The sequence below is a fragment of the Bacteroidota bacterium genome, from assembly GCA_017303975.1.
Taxonomy (GTDB): Bacteria; Bacteroidota; Bacteroidia; order JAFLBG01; family JAFLBG01; genus JAFLBG01.
This window is the reverse complement of sequence record JAFLBG010000023.1, coordinates 19,915-42,548: the sequence shown is the minus strand read 5'-3', so window position 1 is coordinate 42,548 and position 22,634 is coordinate 19,915. Positions and strand designations below refer to the sequence as shown.

Annotated in this window: 16 protein-coding genes; 12 read left to right on the top strand and 4 right to left on the bottom strand. The window is 35.4% G+C overall.

Annotated elements, in window-relative coordinates:
* Positions 1 to 4 precede the first annotated feature (4 nt).
* Positions 5 to 1,324: a DEAD/DEAH box helicase gene (locus J0M08_08835; GenBank protein ID MBN8703158.1), complete on the top strand. Its 1,320-nt coding sequence runs from the start codon at positions 5 to 7 to the stop codon at positions 1,322 to 1,324.
* Positions 1,325 to 1,342: 18 nt separating this feature from the next.
* On the opposite strand, the gene J0M08_08830 is transcribed toward J0M08_08835, so the two are convergent.
* Both J0M08_08830 and J0M08_08825 read right to left on the bottom strand, forming a co-directional pair.
* Positions 1,343 to 2,089 (bottom strand): glycosyltransferase family 2 protein, encoded by a 747-nt coding sequence (locus J0M08_08830; protein ID MBN8703157.1) that lies wholly within the window; start codon positions 2,087 to 2,089, stop codon positions 1,343 to 1,345.
* A gap of 5 nt (positions 2,090 to 2,094) precedes the next feature.
* Positions 2,095 to 2,565, bottom strand: a complete 471-nt coding sequence (locus tag J0M08_08825) for a lipocalin family protein (GenBank protein MBN8703156.1) — start codon at positions 2,563 to 2,565, stop codon at positions 2,095 to 2,097.
* Positions 2,566 to 2,715: 150 nt separating this feature from the next.
* On the opposite strand from J0M08_08825, the gene J0M08_08820 reads away from it, so the two are divergent.
* From J0M08_08820 to J0M08_08800, 5 genes are read left to right on the top strand one after another with little or no spacing between them, the layout of a single operon-like run.
* The gene (locus J0M08_08820; GenBank protein ID MBN8703155.1) at positions 2,716 to 4,167 is read left to right on the top strand and encodes an LptF/LptG family permease; all 1,452 of its coding nucleotides are present in this window, start codon (positions 2,716 to 2,718) and stop codon (positions 4,165 to 4,167) included.
* Positions 4,168 to 5,370, top strand: a complete 1,203-nt coding sequence (locus J0M08_08815; GenBank protein MBN8703154.1) for a glycosyltransferase family 4 protein — start codon at positions 4,168 to 4,170, stop codon at positions 5,368 to 5,370.
* Positions 5,367 to 6,515 (top strand): glycosyltransferase, encoded by a 1,149-nt coding sequence (locus J0M08_08810; GenBank protein ID MBN8703153.1) that lies wholly within the window; start codon positions 5,367 to 5,369, stop codon positions 6,513 to 6,515. Before J0M08_08815 ends, J0M08_08810 begins: the two co-directional genes overlap by 4 nt.
* A 31-nt stretch (positions 6,516 to 6,546) precedes the next feature.
* Positions 6,547 to 7,767: a bifunctional 3,4-dihydroxy-2-butanone-4-phosphate synthase/GTP cyclohydrolase II gene (locus tag J0M08_08805; GenBank protein MBN8703152.1), complete on the top strand. Its 1,221-nt coding sequence runs from the start codon at positions 6,547 to 6,549 to the stop codon at positions 7,765 to 7,767.
* A 26-nt stretch (positions 7,768 to 7,793) separates the two neighbouring features.
* The gene (locus tag J0M08_08800; protein MBN8703151.1) at positions 7,794 to 8,216 is read left to right on the top strand and encodes a DUF4258 domain-containing protein; all 423 of its coding nucleotides are present in this window, start codon (positions 7,794 to 7,796) and stop codon (positions 8,214 to 8,216) included.
* A 10-nt stretch (positions 8,217 to 8,226) separates the two neighbouring features.
* Here the strand turns inward: J0M08_08800 and J0M08_08795 are convergent, their stop codons facing one another.
* Entirely contained in the window at positions 8,227 to 9,777 is a 1,551-nt protein-coding gene (locus J0M08_08795; protein ID MBN8703150.1) for a bifunctional response regulator/alkaline phosphatase family protein, read from the bottom strand.
* Positions 9,778 to 9,881: 104 nt separating this feature from the next.
* Here J0M08_08795 and J0M08_08790 point away from each other — a divergent pair, with 104 nt between their 5' ends.
* The 5 genes from J0M08_08790 (at position 9,882) to J0M08_08770 (ending at position 15,191) form a co-directional block, all read left to right on the top strand.
* Positions 9,882 to 11,120, top strand: a complete 1,239-nt coding sequence (locus J0M08_08790) for an HD domain-containing protein (GenBank protein ID MBN8703149.1) — start codon at positions 9,882 to 9,884, stop codon at positions 11,118 to 11,120.
* A 135-nt stretch (positions 11,121 to 11,255) separates the two neighbouring features.
* Positions 11,256 to 12,302: a UDP-3-O-(3-hydroxymyristoyl)glucosamine N-acyltransferase gene (lpxD, locus tag J0M08_08785; GenBank protein MBN8703148.1), complete on the top strand. Its 1,047-nt coding sequence runs from the start codon at positions 11,256 to 11,258 to the stop codon at positions 12,300 to 12,302.
* Between the two features lie 11 nt (positions 12,303 to 12,313).
* Entirely contained in the window at positions 12,314 to 13,741 is a 1,428-nt protein-coding gene (locus J0M08_08780) for a bifunctional UDP-3-O-[3-hydroxymyristoyl] N-acetylglucosamine deacetylase/3-hydroxyacyl-ACP dehydratase (protein MBN8703147.1), read from the top strand.
* Between the two features lie 35 nt (positions 13,742 to 13,776).
* On the top strand, positions 13,777 to 14,553 hold the full coding sequence (gene lpxA, locus J0M08_08775) for an acyl-ACP--UDP-N-acetylglucosamine O-acyltransferase (GenBank protein ID MBN8703146.1): 777 nt from the start codon (positions 13,777 to 13,779) through the stop codon (positions 14,551 to 14,553).
* A gap of 8 nt (positions 14,554 to 14,561) precedes the next feature.
* Positions 14,562 to 15,191 (top strand): ATP-binding cassette domain-containing protein, encoded by a 630-nt coding sequence (locus J0M08_08770; GenBank protein ID MBN8703145.1) that lies wholly within the window; start codon positions 14,562 to 14,564, stop codon positions 15,189 to 15,191.
* Between the two features lie 3 nt (positions 15,192 to 15,194).
* Here the strand turns inward: J0M08_08770 and J0M08_08765 are convergent, their stop codons facing one another.
* A complete protein-coding gene (locus J0M08_08765) occupies positions 15,195 to 16,313 on the bottom strand; it encodes a glycosyltransferase (GenBank protein ID MBN8703144.1) in 1,119 nt (372 codons plus the stop codon).
* A gap of 230 nt (positions 16,314 to 16,543) precedes the next feature.
* Between J0M08_08765 and J0M08_08760 the strand changes: the two genes are divergently transcribed.
* A complete protein-coding gene (locus J0M08_08760; protein ID MBN8703143.1) occupies positions 16,544 to 22,633 on the top strand; it encodes a gliding motility-associated C-terminal domain-containing protein in 6,090 nt (2,029 codons plus the stop codon).
* Position 22,634: the final 1 nt, after the last annotated feature.

Sequence of the window (22,634 nt, the reverse complement as noted above, 5' to 3'; positions counted from 1 at the left end):
ACCTATGATTACTTTCGACCAATTAAATTTAAGTAAGCAACTTTTAAACGCTCTATCGGAATTGGGATACATATACCCCACTCCAATTCAGGAAAAAAGCTTTCCGGTTATTATGTCCGGAAAAAATGTTATTGGTGTTGCACAAACCGGTACTGGAAAAACATTTGCATACTTATTGCCTATACTCCGACAACTTAAATATTCGGAAGAAAGACAGCCAAGAATACTAATTGTAGTGCCCACCAGAGAGCTTGTGCTGCAAATTGTAAAAGAAATAGAAAAACTCTCAAAATACGTATCAGTGCGATTTGCAGGCGTGTATGGCGGAACAAATATAAACACACAAAAAACAGTTGTGTACAATGGATTGGATATTTTAGTTGGTACTCCCGGAAGATTAATGGATTTAGCACTTACCGGAATTTTACGATGGAAATCGATTCAAACATTGGTAATTGATGAAGTGGACGAAATGTTTAATCTAGGATTCCGAACACAGTTGGTAAATTTAATTGATGCGCTTCCTAAAAAGCGACAAACGCTACTGTTTTCGGCAACCATGAGCGATGATGTAAAAAAAATTATATCGGAATTTGTTATTGCTCCTGTAACGGTTGCTATTGCTAATTATTCAACACCGGTTGAAAAAATTGAGCAAACGGCCTATTATGTACCTAATTTTCACACAAAAGTAAATTTACTGGAACACCTTCTTAAGAATCATCCCGAGCTAAACAGAGTGCTTGTTTTTGTAAAGAGCAAAAGGCTTGCGGACAATTTATATACAGAAATTTCGAATAAATTTCCAAATCAATTGGGTGTAATACACTCTAACAAAACCCAACCACAGCGTTTTGGAGCTATACAACAATTTGGTAGCGGAGAATTACGAGTACTAATTGCTACAGATATTATAGCCAGAGGTTTAGATATTGAAAACATTACACACGTTATAAACTTCGATACACCGGATATTGCAACAGATTATATTCACCGAATAGGAAGAACCGGCAGAGCCGATAAAACAGGGGCATCTATTACATTTATTAGTGAGGCAGAAAAAGAGTTTCAAGTGCAGATAGAAACCTACATGAATAAAGAAATTCCTATCGTAGAACTGCCCAAGGATGTTAAAATATCTACTAAATATACCGAAGACGAAAAACCTGTTTTGTTTGACAAGGGTTATTACAAGAGCAGCACAATAAAAAAATCGAAAGGTGCTTTCCACGAGAAGAAAGGAAAAAACATGAAAATTAATCTAGGCGGGCCGTATAAACGAAGAATGGCGTTAGAGAAAAAACAGGGCAGAAAAAGAAAATAATTCGTTAAGCAACCAAATCTATTTGTCTTTGTAGATATCCGATTTAAGCACTCCCAACCTGTTTAAAAAGTGTTTGAACGAAACGCCCAATACACCTAGTCCGTATTGCATGCTTCTTCTAAAATTGATAGAAGATGCTTCCGGAAAGTATTTTGTAGGACAGGTTATTTCGGCAATATTAAACCCCTTCATAAATAACTGCGATATCATTTGGTTATCAAACACGAAATCATTGGAGTTGGCATGGTAGTTTACCGCTCTAATAGCATCCCCGGAAAAGGCTCTGTAGCCGGTGTGGTATTCAGATAATTTCTGTCCGATTAATATATTCTGACTCAATGTTAGCATTCGATTAAATATATATTTATATAAAGGCATTCCGCCTTTCAATGCTCCATTGCCCAAAATTCTCGAACCAAAAACTACCGGGTATAAATCGTTTGCAATAATATAAGACATAGAGCTTATTAGCAACGGAGTATATTGATAATCGGGATGCAGCATAATTACAATATCTGCATTGAGTTCTAACGCCTTATCGTAACAGGTTTTTTGATTTCCACCGTATCCCTTGTTTTTTTCGTGTCGAATGATGTGTTTAATTCCTATTCTCTTTCCAACCTCAACAGTTTTGTCGCTACTTGCATCATCAACCAAAACTACATCATCCACAATATCAAAGGGTATTTCTTTGTATGTTTTTTCTAATGTAAGCTCTGCATTGTAAGCCGGAAGAACAACTACTATTTTTTTATTCTTAATCATCTTGTCTATTGCTTAGAAAATGTAGCAACTGCTTCGCCATAAGGAGGCACTTTAACTCTCAACTTAAAAACACTTTCATCTAATTGAACAATGGCTCCTGTATCAGGATTTCCGGTAGTGGGTGTCATTACCAATTTGGTATCATTATCAATAAAAATCCACACTCCGGTGCTTTTTGTTTGAGGATCGGCAGTATTGCACTTTGTAAGCCCTTCATCAATTACAAAAGTACTGTCAGCCGAAAAAATGCTTATATCATCGCTTTCGCAGGCTGCAATGGTAGAATAAAAATCAATTGTACCAAACATAAGTGAAGTCATCTTCCAGTTCTTATTAATAAGAAGCTCCTTATTGGCTTTAGTAGGTTCATCAACTACAGGAGGCTCTTCCGTTTCTTTCTTTTTGCAAGAAAACAAAACAACAAGCACAAGACTTATTGTTAAAAATAAGGAAGCTACTTTTTTTGAAGGTTTCATCTTAAATAAGTATCATTTGTTAACCAAATATAATACTTTTGGGGGTAATTATACAACGGAAACTAGAGATTTACATTGGCAAATAATCTCTACTAAATTTAACATGTAACCAATAAAATAATTGCAAAAAAGCTCTCATCTAAACAAACTATGAAAACGTTACACAAATTTATGGTTCGCTCTTTTTTAGGTCCATTTGTGGCAACTTTTTTCATTTCCGTTTTTATACTCGTAATGCAATTTTTATGGAAGTATGTAGATGATTTAGTTGGTAAAGGATTTGAATTTATTGTAATTGCAAAGTTGTTATTTTATGCATCGGCTAAATTAGTAGCACTCGCAATGCCTTTGGCTATATTGCTTTCGTCCATGATGACCTTTGGAAATTTATCCGAGCAATACGAATTGGTTTCTATGAAATCGGCAGGCATGTCTCTTAAGCAAATTATGAAACCTCTTATTTATACAACCATACTTATATCTATATCTGCATTCTATTTTTCCAATAATGTTTTGCCAATTGTAAATTTAAAAATGAACGCTCTCCTGTACGATTTAAGAGAGTCTAAGCCGGCATTCAATTTAAAAGAAAAAATGTTTTACAGTGGCATTGAGGGCTACAGCATTCGGGTTGAGAAAAAAGGAAAAGATGGCAAGAGTTTAGAAAAAATATTAATATACGACCACACGCAAAACAACGGCAATACAAAAGTTATTTATGCAGATTCGGGCAAGATGAGCTTTTCTAATGACAAGCTGTATCTTATTTTAACCTTGTTCCGTGGCAATAGTTACGAAGAAATGTTAACGGATGCAAGAAGCAGAATAACTCGCCCTCACATGACCAACACATTTGATACATACACTATCTATTTTGATTTATCAGGCTTTCAATTGCATCGTACGGACGAGGATTTGTTTAAAAATAATTTTGATATGCTAACTATTGCCCAACTAGAAGATGGAATAGATAGTATGTATTATAAAAATGTCAAAAGGAAATCTGATTTTCACAAAGAAATTTTAAAAAATTACTACGCCAAAAGTGCCCAATACATTTCGCACAACGACTCGCTCCCTATCAACCCCAACTCTATATTAGCAAAGAAAATAGGACTTTCGCCTACTCAAAAAAAATTAGCAGGCAGCGAAATGAATATATACGAAACTGCATTAAACATTGCAAGAAGCGCCAAAGCCTACAACGAATCGCTCATCAACGACATTGAAATGGATGAATATGCAATTGCACGTTACAAGATAGAGTGGCATCGAAAATTTACACTATCATTTGCATGTATTATACTTTTCTTTATTGGCGCTCCATTAGGAGCAATTATTCGTAAAGGAGGATTTGGAATGCCCGCTATTGTTTCGGTTATCTTTTTTATCATATTTCACGTACTTTCTATAACAGGCGAAAAACTGGCAAAAGAAGCAGAAGTACCACCATTTCAAGGAATGTGGTTGGCATCTTGTGTATTGCTGCCAATTGGAATTTTCTTAACCTATAAATCAACTACCGACTCTGCTCTTTTTGATATAGACGCTTACATAGAGCCCATTAAAAAATTGTTCAAACCAAAAAACAAGATAGCCTAAGTGAATATTCTTCAAATATGCTATAGAGTTCCTATTCCCGCTAAAGATGGCGGCTGCATTGCCATGAATGCCATTACAGAAAGTATTTTACTGCAAAAGCATACTGTTAAAGTTATTGCACTAAATACTTCTAAGCACTTTATAGCAGAAGCCGACATTGCCAATGAGTATAAAAACAAAACAAAATTCGAATCTTATTTTATTGATACTGCAATAAAGCCTATAAAAGCCTTATTAAATTTATTTAGCAAACAATCCTATCATATTGAACGGTTCTACTCTAAAGAATTTGAGAAACGAATAGAAAAAATACTTGAAAACGAAAAATTTGACATTGTTCATTTAGAAAGCATTTATACTGCGCCCTACATAAGCATTATAAAAAAACACAACATAAAAATAATTTTAAGGTCGCATAATGTAGAGCATTTAATTTGGGAACGATTAACCAAAAAAATTTCAAACCCATTAAAAAAAGCATACTTAACAATTCAAACAAAACGACTTAAACATTTTGAAATTGAAGCGCTAAATAAAGTAGATGGAATAATTTCGATTAGTAAAGAAGATACTCGTTATTTCCAGCAAAAATCAATAACAAAACCAATAGAAGATTTAAGTTTTGGCATTTCAGTTAAAAACTACAATTACGCAGCAAAGTCTTCATGCGTAAAAAAAATTGGATTCATTGGAGCACTGGATTGGCAACCAAACTACAATGGACTTCTATGGTTTATCAATACCGTTTGGCATAGCCTGGTTAAACAAAACCACAACCTAGAATTGCATGTTGCAGGTAGAAACACTCCAGACAACTTACATAAACTCGAAACACAAAATATTTTTATTCACGGAGAAGTTATTGATGCAAAAGAATTTATTTCCGAAGCAGATATATTGGTTGTTCCACTTTTTGCAGGCAGTGGCATACGCATTAAAATAATTGAATCGATGGCGCTTGGCACTCCGGTTGTTTCAACGTCTATTGGAATGGAAGGCATTCCGTGTTTCGATGAAAACAACATTATTATTGCAAACAACCCGGAAGAATTTATTAAAAAAATTAGTGAGTTGATAGTTAACAATGACAAGCTAAAAACAGTCGCGAAAAATGCACGATTGCTAGTAGAAAAAGAATTTAACACAGAGTTTATTAGCCAAAAATTAATTGATTTTTATAAAAAATTTAATAGCGGACTATGAAACTTGCCATAATACTCTCTCGATTCCCTTATCCGCTTGAAAAAGGCGATAAGCTGAGAGCTTATTATTTTATAAAGCACCTGTCTAAAGAGCACGAATTGTTTTTATTTGCATTGTCTGACACAAAAATTTCAAGTAAAGATTTTGAAGAAATAAAACATTATTGCAAGGAAATAAAAATTGTTTATTTAAGTAAACTTCAAATTCTAATTAACCTGCTGTTAGCACCAATCCGACAATTACCGTTTCAGGTTTCTTATTTCTATTCAAAAAAAAATCAGCGAATATTTAACACGTTTATTTCCAAAATACATCCTGATAAAATTCTATGTCAATTGATTAGAACTACGGAATATGTTAAAGAAATAAAAGGCATCCCAAAAACACTTGATTATATGGATGCGTTCTCAAAAGGTATTGAGCGCAGAATTGCAATTGAACCTTGGTACTTAAAAGCATTGCTAAAGTGGGAATACAAAAAATTAATAGCATACGAACACGCTGTATTTGCAAACTTTCAAGACAAATTAATCATTTCAGAACAAGACAGAAATGCTATTAACCACCCTAAAAACGAAGAAATTAGAGTAATTAGAAACGGTGTTAATCTTGATTTTTTTAAAGAACAAAAAAAAGAAAAAAAGTATGATATTCTATTTGCCGGCAACATGCAATATCCACCAAATGTAGAGAGTGCCGAATTTTTGGTTACTAAAATTTTACCTATTCTAAAAAAACAATTACCAAATATAAAAATTGTACTTGCTGGCTCCTCTCCTACCAAAAGAGTTTTAGCGCTTGCATCAAAAAATGTAACTGTTACCGGCTGGATTGAAGATATACGCGACTGCTATGCAGAATCGAAAATATTGGTTGCACCGATGCAAATTAGCATTGGTTTGCAAAATAAGCTATTAGAAGCCATGGCAATGAAAATACCTTGTGTTACTTCTTTCCAAGCTAACAACGCATTGCAAGCCATAGAAAAAAAAGAAATACTACTTGCTGAAACTCCAGAACAATTTGCAGATGCAATTGTCTTATTACTTACAAATAATCAGTTATACGCGTCTATACAAGAAAATGGCTATACATTTGTAAAAAATAAGTACGATTGGGAGAAAAGCGTAAAGCAAGTGTTTTAGGCATATTTACGTATATTTGAATTTTAAAATTATGAACGAAGAAATCAAATTAAATACCATAGAAGAAGCTATTAGCGATATCAAAGCCGGGAAGGTTATTATTATTGTTGATGACAAAGATCGTGAAAACGAAGGGGATTTTGTAACCGCAGCTAGAAACGTAACTCCGGAAGTAATTAACTTTATGGCCACACACGGCAGAGGTTTGATTTGTGCCCCCATCATTGAATCGAAAGCAGTAGAGCTAAAGTTGGATTTAATGGTAGAAGATAATACCTCTGTGCACGAAACTCCATTTACAGTGTCGATTGATTTACGTGGCTACGGATGTTCAACAGGAATATCGGCAAGCGACAGAGCCAAAACAATACAAGCGCTTATTAATCCTGCTATTAAACCCGAAGAATTTGGAAGACCCGGACACATTTTTCCTCTTAAAGCTAAAAGAGGCGGTGTACTAAGAAGATCGGGGCACACAGAAGCTACCATAGACATAGCTAGACTTGCAGGGTTTGAGCCAGTAGGTGCTTTGGTGGAAATAATGAATGAAGATGGCACAATGGCTCGCTTGCCTGACCTACTAAAAATTGCACAAAAATTTGATTTGAAAATTATTTCAATTGAAGATTTAATAGCATACCGACTAGAAAAAGAAAGCATCATTGTTAGAGATGTGAAAATTCAATTGCCTACCGAAACCGGAGATTTTGAATTGGTTGCCTATCGCCAAACAACTACCGATCAAGAACATTTAGCGCTTATAAAAGGTACTTGGGAAAAAGATGAACCGGTATTAGTGCGCGTGCACTCTTCTTGTTTAACAGGCGATATTTTTGGCTCCTGCAGATGCGATTGCGGACCTCAACTAAAAAAAGCAATGGAAGTAATTGAAAAGGCGGGAAAGGGAATAATCGTGTATATGAATCAAGAAGGCAGAGGAATTGGATTATTAAATAAGCTTAAAGCGTATCAATTGCAAGAAAATGGAAGAGATACAGTAGAAGCAAATGTAGAGCTTGGCTTTAAACCCGATGAACGAGATTACGGAGTTGGAGCACAAATACTGCGCGATTTAGGTGTAAATAAAATAAAACTCATGACCAACAATCCAACCAAAAGAGCCGGATTATTAGGCTATGGATTAGAAATAATTGAAAACGTTCCGCTAGAAATTAAATCGAACCAACACAATAAATTGTACTTGGAAACGAAAAAAAATAAAATGGGACACACCCTTAATCTAAATGATTAAATAAGCCTTAACCTGCAATTAATTTTATGCTTCTTTCAAAAAACGAACGTCCTATATTCCTTAAACGACTTGGCTTTTACGCCTTTGGGGTTGTACTAGGAATTTTTACCGTTAGTTTTTTATTTAAAGGCAGGTCGGGCTGCAAACTGCCTGCAACACTTAAATTAGAAGAATTACAATCTCAAAAAATAGAATACAGCAAACATGCCACTTGCAGAATGAACTGTAGAAACATCTCAAAAAATACAGTAAAAGAACTACTGCAAAAAGGAAGCATCAACTATAAAAAAAGTGAAGTGCAAAATAAGCCCTGCCCCAAATACGCTGTGGAAGGCACAACAGCTCAAAATCAACATGTGCGAATCATAGTAGCCGATTGTGATAGCATTTCTACAATCGTTACAGCTATTGACTTAGATAGAGAAACAGACTCGTGTGAGTGCGAATAAAAAACAATCTCTACTTAGCACTCAGCACGATAAAAGGTATCAACATTTCCTCTAGCGAAACCCCTCCGTGCTGAAATGTATTTTTGTAATAATTAACGTAATAGTTGAAATTATTAGGATACGCAAAAAACATATCTTGCTTTGCAAAAATATAAGTAGTACTTACATTTAGTTTTGGTAAAAAAGCTTCTTGTGGATTTTTAACTTCAAACACTTCCTTTTTTTCGTAGGTTAATGTTTTACCTTGTTTGTAACGCAAATTGGTATTAACATTCTTATCTCCAACAACTTTTGAAGGTTCTGTTACTTTTATCGTACCGTGATCGGTGGTTATAATTACTTTTATTTTTTTATCAGCTAACTGCTTTAAAATATCGTGCAACGGAGAGTGTTCAAACCAAGACAAGGTAATAGAACGATAAGCCTTCTCATCATCTGCCAACTCGCGAATAACTTCCATTTCGGTTCGAGCATGCGAAAGCATATCTACAAAATTATACACAATTACATTTAATCTATTCTGCAATAAATTAGGAATATTTTCTGCTAATTTTTTTCCGGCAGCTAGGTTAGTAATTTTATTGTACGAAAATTTAACATCCTTGCCGGAGCGCTTTAAATTAGAAGCAAGAAAATCGCTTTCGTGCAAATTTTTTCCTTCTTCTTGGTCGTCATTTACCCACCATTGCGGATACAACTTCTCTATCTCAGATGGCATAAGCCCTGCAAACATAGCATTACGAGCATATTGAGTAGCAGTAGGTAAAATACTACAGTATACTTCTTCTTTATCTACCCGGTAATACTGAGAAACTATCGGTTCTATAACCTTCCATTGGTCAAAACGTAAATTATCAATTACCAATAAAAACACCGATTCTTTCTCAACCTCCGGAAATAGTTTGCTCTTAAGCAAAGTATGAGAAAGAGTAGGTGTATCTTTGCTTTTACCACTCAACCAAGTCAAATAATTATTCTCTATATACTTTGCAAACAACGTATTTGCCTCTCTCTTTTGCATGGTAAGTATTTCAGCCATACTTTGGTCGGTAGATTTTTGTAATTCTAATTCCCAAAAAATAAGTTTCTTATATACTTCTGTCCATTCTGCAAAACTCAACTTATCGCTAAGCTGCATGCCAATGCTCCTAAACTCTTGTTGATAGCCGGTGGTAGTTTTTGCACTTACCAAACGTTTATTATCAAGTATTTTTTTTAAGGAAAGTAAAATTTGATTCGGATTAACCGGCTTTATAAGATAGTCGCTAATCTTACTACCAATAGCATCTTCCATAATACGTTCTTCTTCACTTTTGGTAATCATAATTACCGGAATACCTTGATTAATTTTTTTTAATTTTTCTAGCGTTTCCAGCCCACTTAAGCCAGGCATATTTTCGTCTAAAAAAACCACATCAAATGATTTAGCTGCAATTTGATCCAAAGCATCATCTCCACTGTTTACTGTAGTCACATCGTATCCTTTCTCCTTTAAAAAAAGAATGTGCGGCTTTAAATATTCTATCTCATCATCTGCCCAAAGAATTGATACTTTTTCCATTTATGGTGTATTAGATTTAATTAATTCCTAAATTAACAGTACGGTTTTCGTACTAAGTTTGGTATGTAACGTTTTTTAAATGTAATTATTTTACCATTGACCAAATGTTAAAAAAGACTAAAAGTAAAATTATCAACGATCCAATTTATGGATTTGTAACTATTCCAAATAATCTTACTTTCAAACTAATTGAACACAGGTATTTTCAGCGCTTGCGAAGAATTAGACAATTAGGATTAACACAACTCGTTTATCCGGGAGCATTGCATACGCGCTTCCATCACGTAATTGGCGCCATGCATTTAATGATGCAAGCTATAGAAACATTGCGCTCTAAAGGACAATCCATTACTGAAAAAGAAGCAGAAGCTGCCGAAATTGCTATTCTACTTCATGACATTGGACATGGTCCTTTTTCCCACGCACTGGAGCATACCATTGTTCACAACATGAACCATGAAACGCTCTCGCAACTTTTTATTGCTCGATTAAACAAAGAGTTTAAAGGGCAGCTTACGTTGGCATTAAAAATTTTTAATGGCGAGTACCACAAAAAATTTTTACACCAATTAGTTTCCAGTCAACTAGATGTGGATAGACTAGACTATTTGGTTCGAGACAGCTTTTATACCGGTGTTTCCGAAGGAATTGTAGGAAGCGACCGAATTATAAAAATGTTGGATGTTGTAAATAACCAATTGGTTGTTGAATTAAAAGGCATCTACTCTACCGAGAAATTTATTTTGGCCAGGCGATTAATGTATTGGCAAGTATATCTTCACAAAACAGTGCTAAGTGCAGAACACATGCTTGTAAACATTTTAAAACGAGCCAAAGAGCTTGCCTTAAAAGGAGAAGAACTTTTTTGCACTCCGGCCTTGCACGAATTTTTATATAACAAACACGACAAAAACTCCTTTCTGTCTAATCCCAAAATATTAGACACGTTTGCAGAATTAGACGATCACGATATTATGGCTTCGGTTAAAGTGTGGGTTGGACACAAAGACAAAACCTTATCTACTCTAGCAAAATACATGGCGGATAGAAAACTTTTTTCAATAACCATGCAAAATCAGCCATTTGATAAAAAAAGTATAGATGCGCTAAAACTACGAGCACAAAAACTATTAAAAATAAAACCGGAGGAAGTAGGCTATTTTGTTTTTTCGGGAGAAGTGGCAAACAATATTTACAACCCGGAGAAAATAAGAATCAATATTTTGTTTAAAGACGGCAAAACAAAAGATATTTTAGAGGCATCAGACCAATTGAATGGTTCGGCATTAGCAAAAACAGTAAAAAAATACTTTTTATGTTTCCCAAAAGAGCTAAGAACCTAACTATCAAAGATTTAATTCGCACTTTACTATTAACATTCTTATGCAATTTTGGGGATAAAATGTAGTTATTAGGGTAAGAAAAAACTGGGAATAAGCTCTAAAAGTATTAACTTTGTTAAAACCTAATAATCCATGATGCAATTTACGGCCGAGCAAATAGCAGGCTTAGTTAAGGGAATAGTTGAAGGCAATGCAGAAGCCTCCGTAAATCAACTATCTAAAATTGAAGAAGGCACACCCAATACGCTTTCTTTTTTATCTAATCCACAATACACCCCATACCTCTATACTACAGATGCCTCTATAGTAATTGTAGCAAAGGATTTAGTTCTTGAAAAAGAATTAAAAAAAACATGTACTCTGATACGTGTAGATGACCCAAGAAAAAGTTTTGCAACATTACTTGAAACATACAATCAAATAAAGAATAACAAATCCGGAATTGAGCAACCCAACTTTATTGCAAAAACCGCTACACTAGCCGACAACACATATATTGGAGCATTTAGTTATATTGGAGAAGGTGTAAAAATTGGAAAAAACACTAAAATATATCCCAATGCTTTTATTGCAGATGGCTGTAAAATTGGGGATAACACAACTATTTACTCGGGTGTAAAAATATATGCCGATTGTGTAGTTGGGAATAATTGTACTATTCATGCAGGCGTGGTTATTGGCGGAGACGGCTTTGGTTTTGCACCTAACAGCGAAAACAATTACCATAAAATTCCACATATTGGAAATGTTGTATTGGAAGATTATGTAGAAATAGGCTCCAATAGCACAATTGACAGAGCAACGCTTGGATCAACCATTATTCGTAAAGGCGTAAAACTCGACAACCTTATTCAAATTGCACACAACGTTGAAATAGGAGAAAACACAGTTATAGCAGCACAAACCGGAGTAGCCGGATCAACAAAAATAGGGAAAAACTGTATGATTGGCGGACAAGTAGGAATTGTTGGTCATTTAACGATTGCGAATAACGTAAAAATTGCTGCACAATCAGGTATTGGACATAGTATAACACAAGAAGGCGAAATTGTTCAAGGATCACCCGCATTTGGCATTGGAGATTACAAACGCTCTTATGTTCTATTTAGAAAACTTCCTTCTATTCAAGAAAAAATTACAGAACTAGAAAAACAACTCAAGAAATCTACAAACAACCATTGAATAAACTTACCATGAGCACTACCATAAAGCAAAAAACGATTAAAAAAGAAGTTTCAATATCCGGTGTTGGTTTACATACAGGAAAAAAAACAAATCTTACATTTAAACCTGCAGAAGACAATCATGGCTTTAAATTCAAACGAATTGATTTGCCCAATCAACCGGTAGTTGATGCAGATATAGACAATGTTGTAGATACTGCTAGAGGCACAACCCTAGAGCAAAATGGCGCAAGAATTTATACTACCGAGCACGTGCTTGCTGCCTTAGTTGGTATGGATTTAGACAATATACTAATGGAATTGGATGGTCCGGAAATGCCAATAATGGATGGTAGTGCAATGCCATTTATCAATTTGCTTGAAACTGCCGGAATAAAAGAACAGAATACAGAACGAGAATATTTTGAATTAAAAGAAAATCTTACCTACGAAGATCCTATAAAAAAAGTAGAGATGTTGGCAGTGCCGCAAGACGAATTTAGAATAACTGTAATGGTTGACTACAATTCAGAAATATTAGGAACACAGCATGGCACTATGTACAACATACATGAATTTAAAACAGAAATTGCCAAGTGCCGTACGTATGTTTTTTTGCACGAACTGGAAGCTTTATTGCAACACAACTTGATAAAGGGCGGAGATCTAGACAATGCAATTGTATTGGTTGACAGACCTATCCCTAACGAAAAATTAGAATACCTTGCATCTGTATTTAATAAGCACGATGTAGTTATAAAAGGCAAAGGAGTATTAAACAATACCACACTTCATTTTTTTAATGAACCTGCAAGACACAAAGTGCTTGACATTGTTGGTGATTTGGCATTAATTGGCACTCACATCAAAGCCCACATTTTAGCCGCACGCCCTGGTCATGCAGGCAACACAGCATTTGCAAAAAAAATAAAAGAATTAATTAAAAAAGAAAAACTTAAAAAGAACGAAGCACCCAAAATAGATTTGAGTGCAGAACCGCTTTTTAATATAAACGACATCATAAAAATTCTTCCACATAGACAGCCATTTTTATTGATTGATAAAATAATGGAACTCAGCGAAAGCCATGTAATTGGTGTGAAGAATGTAACCATGAACGAAGAGTTTTTCAAAGGTCATTTCCCTGACAACCCTGTAATGCCAGGCGTATTGCTTATAGAAGCTATGGCGCAAACAGGTGGGATTTTAGTTTTAAAAACAGTACCGGATCCTGAAAATTATTTAACCTATTTCATGAAAATAGACGGAGTAAAATTCAAACAAAAAGTTTTACCGGGAGATACTGTTGTTTTTAAATTAGACTTACTTACTCCAATTAGACGCGGAATTTGTCATATGAAAGGGGTAGCTTACGTTGGCTCAAAAGCAGTGATGGAAGCCGAAATGATGGCACAAATAGTAAAAGTAAAAAACACAAAAGCGGAAGTTCTTGCCTAAAAAATATAACTCTGAAATAAAAATATTAAATTGACATGTTAAGTTCTTCTGCCTACATACATCCCAATGCTAAACTTGGCAAAAATGTTATTGTTGAACCATTTGCGACCATTTATGAAGATGTAGAAATTGGAGATGGCACCTGGATTGGACCCAATGCAGTAATAATGGACGGTGCGCGTATAGGAAAAAATTGTAAAATATTTCCTGGCGCAGTTATATCTGCGGTTCCGCAAGATTTAAAATTTGAAGGCGAAAAAACTACAGCCGAAATTGGTGACAATACTATTATAAGGGAGTTTGTAACAATGAATCGTGGTACAAAAGATAAATTTAAAACTGCCGTAGGGAGTAATTGTTTATTGATGGCATACGTGCACATTGCTCACGATTGTATTTTAGGAAACAATATTATTGTTGCAAACAGCGTAAACCTTGCAGGACATGTAGAGATAGAAGACTGGTCGATACTGGAAGGATTGGTTGCGGTGCAACAATTTGTAAAAATAGGAGCTCATACTTTTATTACCGGAGGATCGTTAGTGCGTAAAAATGTACCTCCTTTTGTAAAAGCAGCAAGAGAGCCTCTTTCCTATGTAGGTATTAATTCCGTAGGACTTAGACGAAGAGGTTTTTCCAATGAAACAATTGCGGAAATTGAAGATATTTACAGAACTATTTATGTAAAAGGATACAATGTTACAAACGCTGTAAACATTGTAGAACAAGAAGCTCCGGCATCCAAAGAAAAAGAACAGATTATTAAGTTTATCAGAGAATCTGTAAATGGTATCATGCGCGGTATTTCATAATTTGCGGAGTGAAATTACATCTCGAAAATATTGGCAAACAGTTCCAACACGAATGGATTTATAGAAACGTCAACCTTTCTGCTATCTCTGGCGATACGCTTGCAATATTAGGAACAAACGGCACAGGGAAATCAACACTACTACAACTAATTTCCGGCAGCTTACCTCCTACCGAAGGCAAGATTAGTTATTCTATAAACAATATTCCTGTTGCCTTAGAAAATGTATACCAACACATCAGCATATCTGCCCACTATGTTGATTTATTAGAAGATTACACATTGGAGGAGCTAATCAAATTTCATTCGAAATTTAAACCTCTTATGAATACCTACTCCATACAAAAAGTAATGGAGGTGATTGAGCTTCCTAAATCAAACAACAAACAACTTAAATATTTTTCATCCGGAATGAAACAGCGTGTTAAGCATGCGCTGGCGGTTCTATCAAACACCTCCATTTTATTAATTGACGAACCATCAACAAATTTGGATGAAAATTCGATAGAATGGTTCAGAAATTTAGTTACCGGAAATTTAGAAAACAGAATAACAATTATTTTTTCTAACTACATTCAAAAAGAATTTTCTTTCTGTAAAACAATTGTGGAACTGAAAGAGTTTCAGATAAAAAATTAAATCTTACAAACTATCGGAAAACTTAACAATACTATTCGCTAAGCTTTCCCAAGACATTTGTTTTTTTAGTTCTTGAATGTTTTTTTCAAATTCAACACTTTTATTTGCTGAAAAATAATCGTTAATCGAACTTGTTATTTGATCCGGATTTGGTTCCGGTACAATTAATCCTGTTTTATTGTGATATATAGATTCTTTTAAACCTCCTACATCAGTTGCTATTATTGGCAAATCGAAATGATATGCAATAGATGTTATACCACTTTGTGTTGCCGATTTGTAAGGCAATACATTTACATCGGCTGCAGAAAACAAAACAGAAACCTCTGCATCATTAATGTATCGAACAAGTTGGGTAATTTTAGTTGATACACCCAGCTCTGAGATTAAAGCATCGTATTCATCAAAACTACCGTATATCTCGCCCGCAATTACTAAATGATACTCTTCCGAAAGATTTTTCATTGCTTTAATTAGCAAATCCAAGCCTTTATAGCCTCTTATAAATCCAAAAAAAAGCAGAATTTTTTTATCAGCCGGCAAATTTAATTGAGCACGAGCGCCAGCTTTATCTAATTTATTTCCGAAATGGTTGTACAGTGGATGTTGGTGGTAAATGTATTTTGCATTGGGCTTTAACGAGAGTAAATCGTTTTTTACAACATCACTCATCACCACAAAACCATGATTCTGATTTAGAAAATAGTTATTTAATGCTATGTCCCCTATTCTTTTTTCGTGCGGAATAACATTGTCTAAAATCGTAATCACCTTTGTTTTTGACTTTACCAATTTTGCGACCGTACCTAAGGATGGGGCAAAAAAAGGCATCCAATATTTCATCACCAAAATATCGGGAGCATAGTGTTTTATTTTTTTCGCTGTTGTAAAATATGAAATAGGATTAACAGTATTCAATACTTCAATTGCGTCAATCTTGTCTGCTTTATCATCTTCGGTTACATATTGCGTAGTACCCGGGAACAAAATATCCGGATATTGCTTGGAAAAAGTAAATGCTTTAACGGTATGCTGTAATTCAAACTGACGGTACAAGGCTGCATTAAACTGTGCAATACCACCTCTTAAAGGGTAAAAACTAGAAAGAAAAGCTACTCTCATTGATTCTGTAAGATACTAACTATTAAGAATCAAACAAAACGAACTAAGGTGCATCCAAACCATTGTCTTCAAAAACTTTCAATTCAACATAGCTCAAAACAGACTACTTCACTTTATTGAAATTAGTTGCATCAAACCATATTACTATAATTGATATTGCCTTTTTTTATTGGTATATTGAATACCATAAGAATTTTAAGGTTTTAGTAAAAATTTAGATAACCCCAACTATGCTTTTTTCACGTTTATCTTTTTTATTATTTTTCTTACTACAATTATCTTTAGGGGGGATAAAAGCACAAAACCCATTAATTGTTGTAAGTAGCAATGTACCTTCTTCTTTAAATGTTTGCGGATCAAGTCAATTGTTTTCAATCAACATTAATAATCCATCTGCGGGTGCAGTTACCGGGACACAAGTAACTGTAACAATGCCAACCGGAGTTATTTACCAAGCCGGATCGATAACAAATGCAGGGGAAGTAAACATTGGTAATTTAAGTGCTCCAACATTTTCTGTTAGCACTATTAATTCATTAAACAATATTACACTTACATTTTTAGCTAGCGTAAATTGTAATATCAATACCTTTTTAGCTACAGGAAATCCAATACAAAATACAATTACGGTTAATTACACGGGAAACTCTCAAAATTTCACACTTAACCATACTACCGGAGTTTATTCCATCTATCAGCCAAATTTATCAATTACAACCTTTACAAATCAAACGTATGCCGGAACTGTCGGTGGCGCATTTACAAGATGTTTCAATATTGTAAATGGCGGGTTAGGTGCCCTAAATCAATTTACAGTAACAGATGTACACGGAAATGGACTAACAATTACATCTGTAAGCCCCGGGACATTAAGTACAAATGGAAATACAGAAACCATCATCCTATCCGGTGCCGACTTTACAAGTATTGGAGATGGAGATAATCTATTTGAGAACGGAGAAAACATTACCATTTGCGAAAATGTAACTATAAATAATTGCAGTGCAGTAACGTCAAATATTACAGCGGGATGGGGATGTAATGGCTCTGTTTGTCAATCAAGCAGTACAACTGCAAATATTACATTTCCGGGAGTTACGCCACAACTAACTTTTTCTACAGTTGCTTCTCAAAATTTTTGCTTAGGAGCGGGAAATGACTCTAAACAAAAATTAATAATAACTAACCATCCTAATGCAGGAACGGCTACTAATCTTATCTTGAACATACATCAGTCTGATGGAGGTAGTTTTTATTGTGGAATGAAGATGTTATCTGAAATTGTTGTAAGCTCATTACAAATAAAATATAACAATGGAACTCCCACTACAATTGTTCCAACATCGAGTTTAACATGTAGTAATGTAAGTTGTTTGGGGGCAAATTCGGTTGGGTTTGTTAAGTTAACTATTCCTCAGATAAACCCAGGAGATTCTGTTATAATAACATGGGACGTTCGTACATGTTGCGAAGTGAATACTGTTAATAATGGGTGGAGGTATGATGCAACTTATCAAGATGTGTGTCAAAACAACTTTGTAAAACCTTTGACTTTGGGACGTTTTTATAATCTTGTTCGAGGTGATTTATCTAACAACAATTCTCCTTCAAATATAATTTCTGGACAAACAAAAAAATTCAGCTTTCTTATAACAACACACTATAACAATGTTTCTCCAACAGGACCGGGAGCCAACTGGCAAGCAGAATTTCAGTTACCACCGTGCTTAACCTACAACAATACCCCCATCTATATTTTAGACGCGGATGGAATAACACAATGGCCTGCTGCTAGTGTTAATCAGGTAGGGAATACAGTTACCGCCACATTTAATGGCAGTCCATCCTCAGGTGTAATTGAACAATCTCAAATATTAATTGACCTTACGGCTAATTGCAGCAGTTGCTCTGGAGGTATTGATAGCGTACAAGCAAGTCTCTATTATGTCCCTACTACAACCAATTGCACATGCAGAGCGCTCGTATCAAAAGCTTCTGCTATACTAAGTATTGTGTGTCCTGTTAGTTGCGAGGGGCTCAATTTCAGTAATTACGAAGTGTATAGAACTAGCCTTGGTTCGCCCGACAATAATGACGATGGCGTTGATGATGGATTTGGAAACCTAAACTTCAACAAAATTAGAAGAGACAGATCAATGTTTGGTGATACTGTAGAAACAAGTTTTCAGGCTACTATCCAAACAAGCGTACAAAACCCGCAATGGCAATATTTATATGCACAATCTACTATTACTAATTCGAATTACATAACTTCTGTTGGCGGAATATTAAAAGTAGTTAGAGGCGTAAATACCTACACCTGTTTTATACCGGGTGTTGTACCAACAGGAAATACTTTTTCTTACAACCTCAGCTTCCCTTTGGCATTTAATCCGGCTATTACAGAATATCAAAACGGAGATTCTATATTTTTTGACCCACAATATAAAGTAACTTCAAATCCCGGAGGAGGCAATATTATTACATCAAATATCAGTAACGATTTTTACTGCTCCGACATTCCTAATCCAACAAACGCAATTAATAAATTTACCTGCAATGTATTTCAAGGCAACTTTAGTATAATTGGTTATTACTTTACAGTATCTGGCCCCGACAATTTTACAACACAAGAGTGCGATCAAGTTGTTATTAGACAAAACTATTATTTTAGTGTTGGACCTTGCTGTATTTATGCCGGTGTAAATATGTTTCCATTTGAATACAGGAATTTTACCGGTGCCGAATTATTAAAAGTAGTTGTACCAAATGGCTACGCCTTTGTAGCTGCATCTGTTAGGGAAGTTAGAACTAGCGGTCTTTTATTGTCAACAGCAAGCCCTACTTATCCAATTACACCAATTAGTACTACTGGTCCAATTTTTGATTTTAACATGACTCCTTTTTACCAAGGCGCTACTCCACTGATATACCCAAGCGATGAAGGTTTTTATGGAACGCTAACATTAACACTAAGTCCAACATGTGCTGTAACTAGAAATGTAAATGCACCAATTGGCTACTACTGGACTTACAGCAAAGGAAATGGAAAAATTGATAGTGCATTGGTAAAACGGCAATCAAATGCAGGTGCAGGCGATCATGTTTTCTACGATGGTCCTGATTTTTTCTTGCAATCTGCACTACCAACCATAATAGCTCCAAACAATAGTGTTTGCTGGGATATTTCCTTAACCAATATTACGAACGTTAACTCTCAAAACACATGGATTGGCGCACAAATTGCTGGAGGTATTACTATCAATCAAGTTACAGACCTTACAAATAACAACATTATTAATCCTGTAAATGGAATTTATCAGCTTGGAAATTTAAGTGGTGCTACTACAAATAACTATAGAATTTGTGCCACATTTACTTCGTGTAATGCAGACAGCTTTATGTTGCATGCCGGCTGGAATTGTCCCGGATACCCAACTAGCATTGCCACCTACCCGTGCTCAACGAAAACATTGCAATTAAAATTAATTCCGCAAATACCAAGTTTTCAAATTGCTGTTACACCTCCTGCTACAGCAGTTAATTTGTGCGACACAGCAGAATACCTAATAAAAAGCACCAACGTAGATTTAGGAACAGCCTACAATGTATTCTTTAATACAACATTACCAACAGGCATTAGCATTGTACCAAACACATCTAAAATATCTTACCCAATTGGCAATACGTTTGTAGGCATAAACGACCCTGCCAACATGGGGGGCAGCAATTGGCAATGGAATATTTCAGCAGACGAAGACACTATTGGCGCAAACGGATTAAAAGGAGTTTTGACGAACACATTAAATAGTTTCGAAATAAAGTTTAAAGTACTAACGGATTGCAATTATATTGTTGGAAGCAATATTGTTTTTGAAGTAAAAGGACAAAGTGCCTGCGGAATTAATAAAAACGCCATCTTAGGACTGGCATCTCAATTAGGCATTAATGGAGCTAATGCATCCTTTACAACTAATGTAAAGCTAACCTCCACTTTTATTTCTGCATGTAATGGCAATACAAATTTAAAAGTGTCCGTAATAAATAATGGACCAGGTTCTTTTGTAAACAGCGACTCTATTACCATCATGTTTCCGAGTGGTGTTAATTATGTAGCCAACTCTTTTTCCGGAATAAAAAACCCTCCTGTAGTTGCAAACCCAACTACGTATTTCAACAGCTTATCGGAATACAATACATGGAATTTGCCTGTGGGTGTGGCTCCGGGAGACAGCGTTGTTTTCACAATTGACTTCTCCGGATTGTCGGATTCTTTAAAATGTAGTATCTATCAATTTTTTGCACGAACAGTAAGTACATCAAATGTGTTGTGTATGCAAACAAATAATATTTGCGGTGTGAGTGTACTTACGGGTTACGACACACTAGATATCTATTCATATAAATCTAATCTTAATCTTTCAAATGCATCAGGTGTTTCTGTTCCCAACCCACCTACAGGCGAAACGGCAACAATTAACATGACCATAAATAATCCGGGTGGGCAACAAATTATTCCGTCTAACCCAACTATTATTTCCTACTATTTTGATGCGAACAACAATGGTATTATTGATGCTGGAGACAATTTAGTAGTAAAAGACACCGTTGCAGCTCTTATTCCAACAAACGGAAGTTATGCTTACACAGGCATTATTGATGTTCCGGCAGGATTCGCATGCTCTTTAATTGCATCCATCGACAGCACACTTAATACGTGTTCTTGCAACAGTTCGCAAATTCCACTAAGTATTCCGCTTACTTATTTGGCGAATGACACAATGCTTTGTGATGGAGAATTGGCAAACATTGGAACCCCTGCAATTACTGGATATACTTACACATGGAACAGCACCACAGGATTAAACAACGCGTCAAACTCCAACCCACAGCTAACAGCAAGCAATAATGGAACTAACGTTGCTGTTACTGTTTACACAGTAAGTGTTAATAGATTATTTTGTTCTGCTTCCGACACCGCTGTTGTTACCATTGTAAATAAACCTATTGCTATGGTGGGCAATGATACCAGTTACTGCGGAGTAAACACAATTAACCTCAACGCAAATGCATTAATAGGAAACTACTCCGGCACATGGACACAATTACCCGGTGGGCCTACCAATGCAACAATTAACAACAATACTTCTTCAAATACTGCAATTACCAACCTACAAGAAGGAACTTATAAATTTATGTGGACAGTTGCCACGGGCACTACTTGTCCTGCAGCCTCCGATACCATTGAAATAACTCTATTTGATTTACCAATTGCAAATGCAGGAGGAGATTTTTCGTTATGTGGATCGGCCACTAGCTCACAACTAGCAGCAACACCTTTAACAGTATTTGCATCAGGAAGCTGGCAGCAAATTTCCGGACCAACTACAACTATATTCGCAGATGATTCTTCTGCCACTACCGCAATTTCTGGCTTAGCAGCAGGCATCTACGAATACGAGTGGACCGTAACCAATGGAACGTGCCCTGTAAAAAAAGACACGACCATGCTCCGTATTTTTTCTAAACCAATTGCTAATTTGCAGGCAGACACAACTCAATTATGCGAATTTGGATGTATATCATTTACCGACTTAACTCAATCAGACCCACTTGATACAATTGTGTCATGGAACTGGGACTTTGGAAATGGATCAAACTCCTTACAGCAAAATCCGAATAATTGTTATCCTACGAATGGCGCATACTCTATATCACTTATCGTAACAAGCAATGCCGGTTGTAAAGATACGTCAACCGTAAACAATATGATAACGGTACATCCAACGCCAATCGCCAACTTTACAGTTACACCGGTAAATCCATCTATATCGGCTCCTAGCATAAACTTAACAAATGGTAGTACCGGCTATACAAACTTTGTCTGGAATTTTGGAGACAATACACTTGATTCTTTAAACACAAACGCGACACATACTTACGATACCGAAGTACCAACAGACTATACGATTGGACTCTATCTTGTTAACCAATTCGGATGTGTTGACACAGCAGAAGCCACAGTAAAAATAGGCCCGGATTGGGTTATTTGGTTTCCTAATTGCTTTACTCCTTCCGGAGATTTAATAAATGATTTTTTTGATATTAAAGGAATTGGAATTAAAGAATTTGAGTTGTGGATATTTGACAGATGGGGCGAACAAATATTTAACAGTACAAGTTTGGATAATAAATGGAATGGCAGACGAGATAATAAACTAGAACTTGTTCAACAAGATGTATATGTCTGGAAAGCTAGAGTTACGGATATTTTCGATCAAGCCCATCAATATATAGGGCATGTAACTGTATTGCGATAAG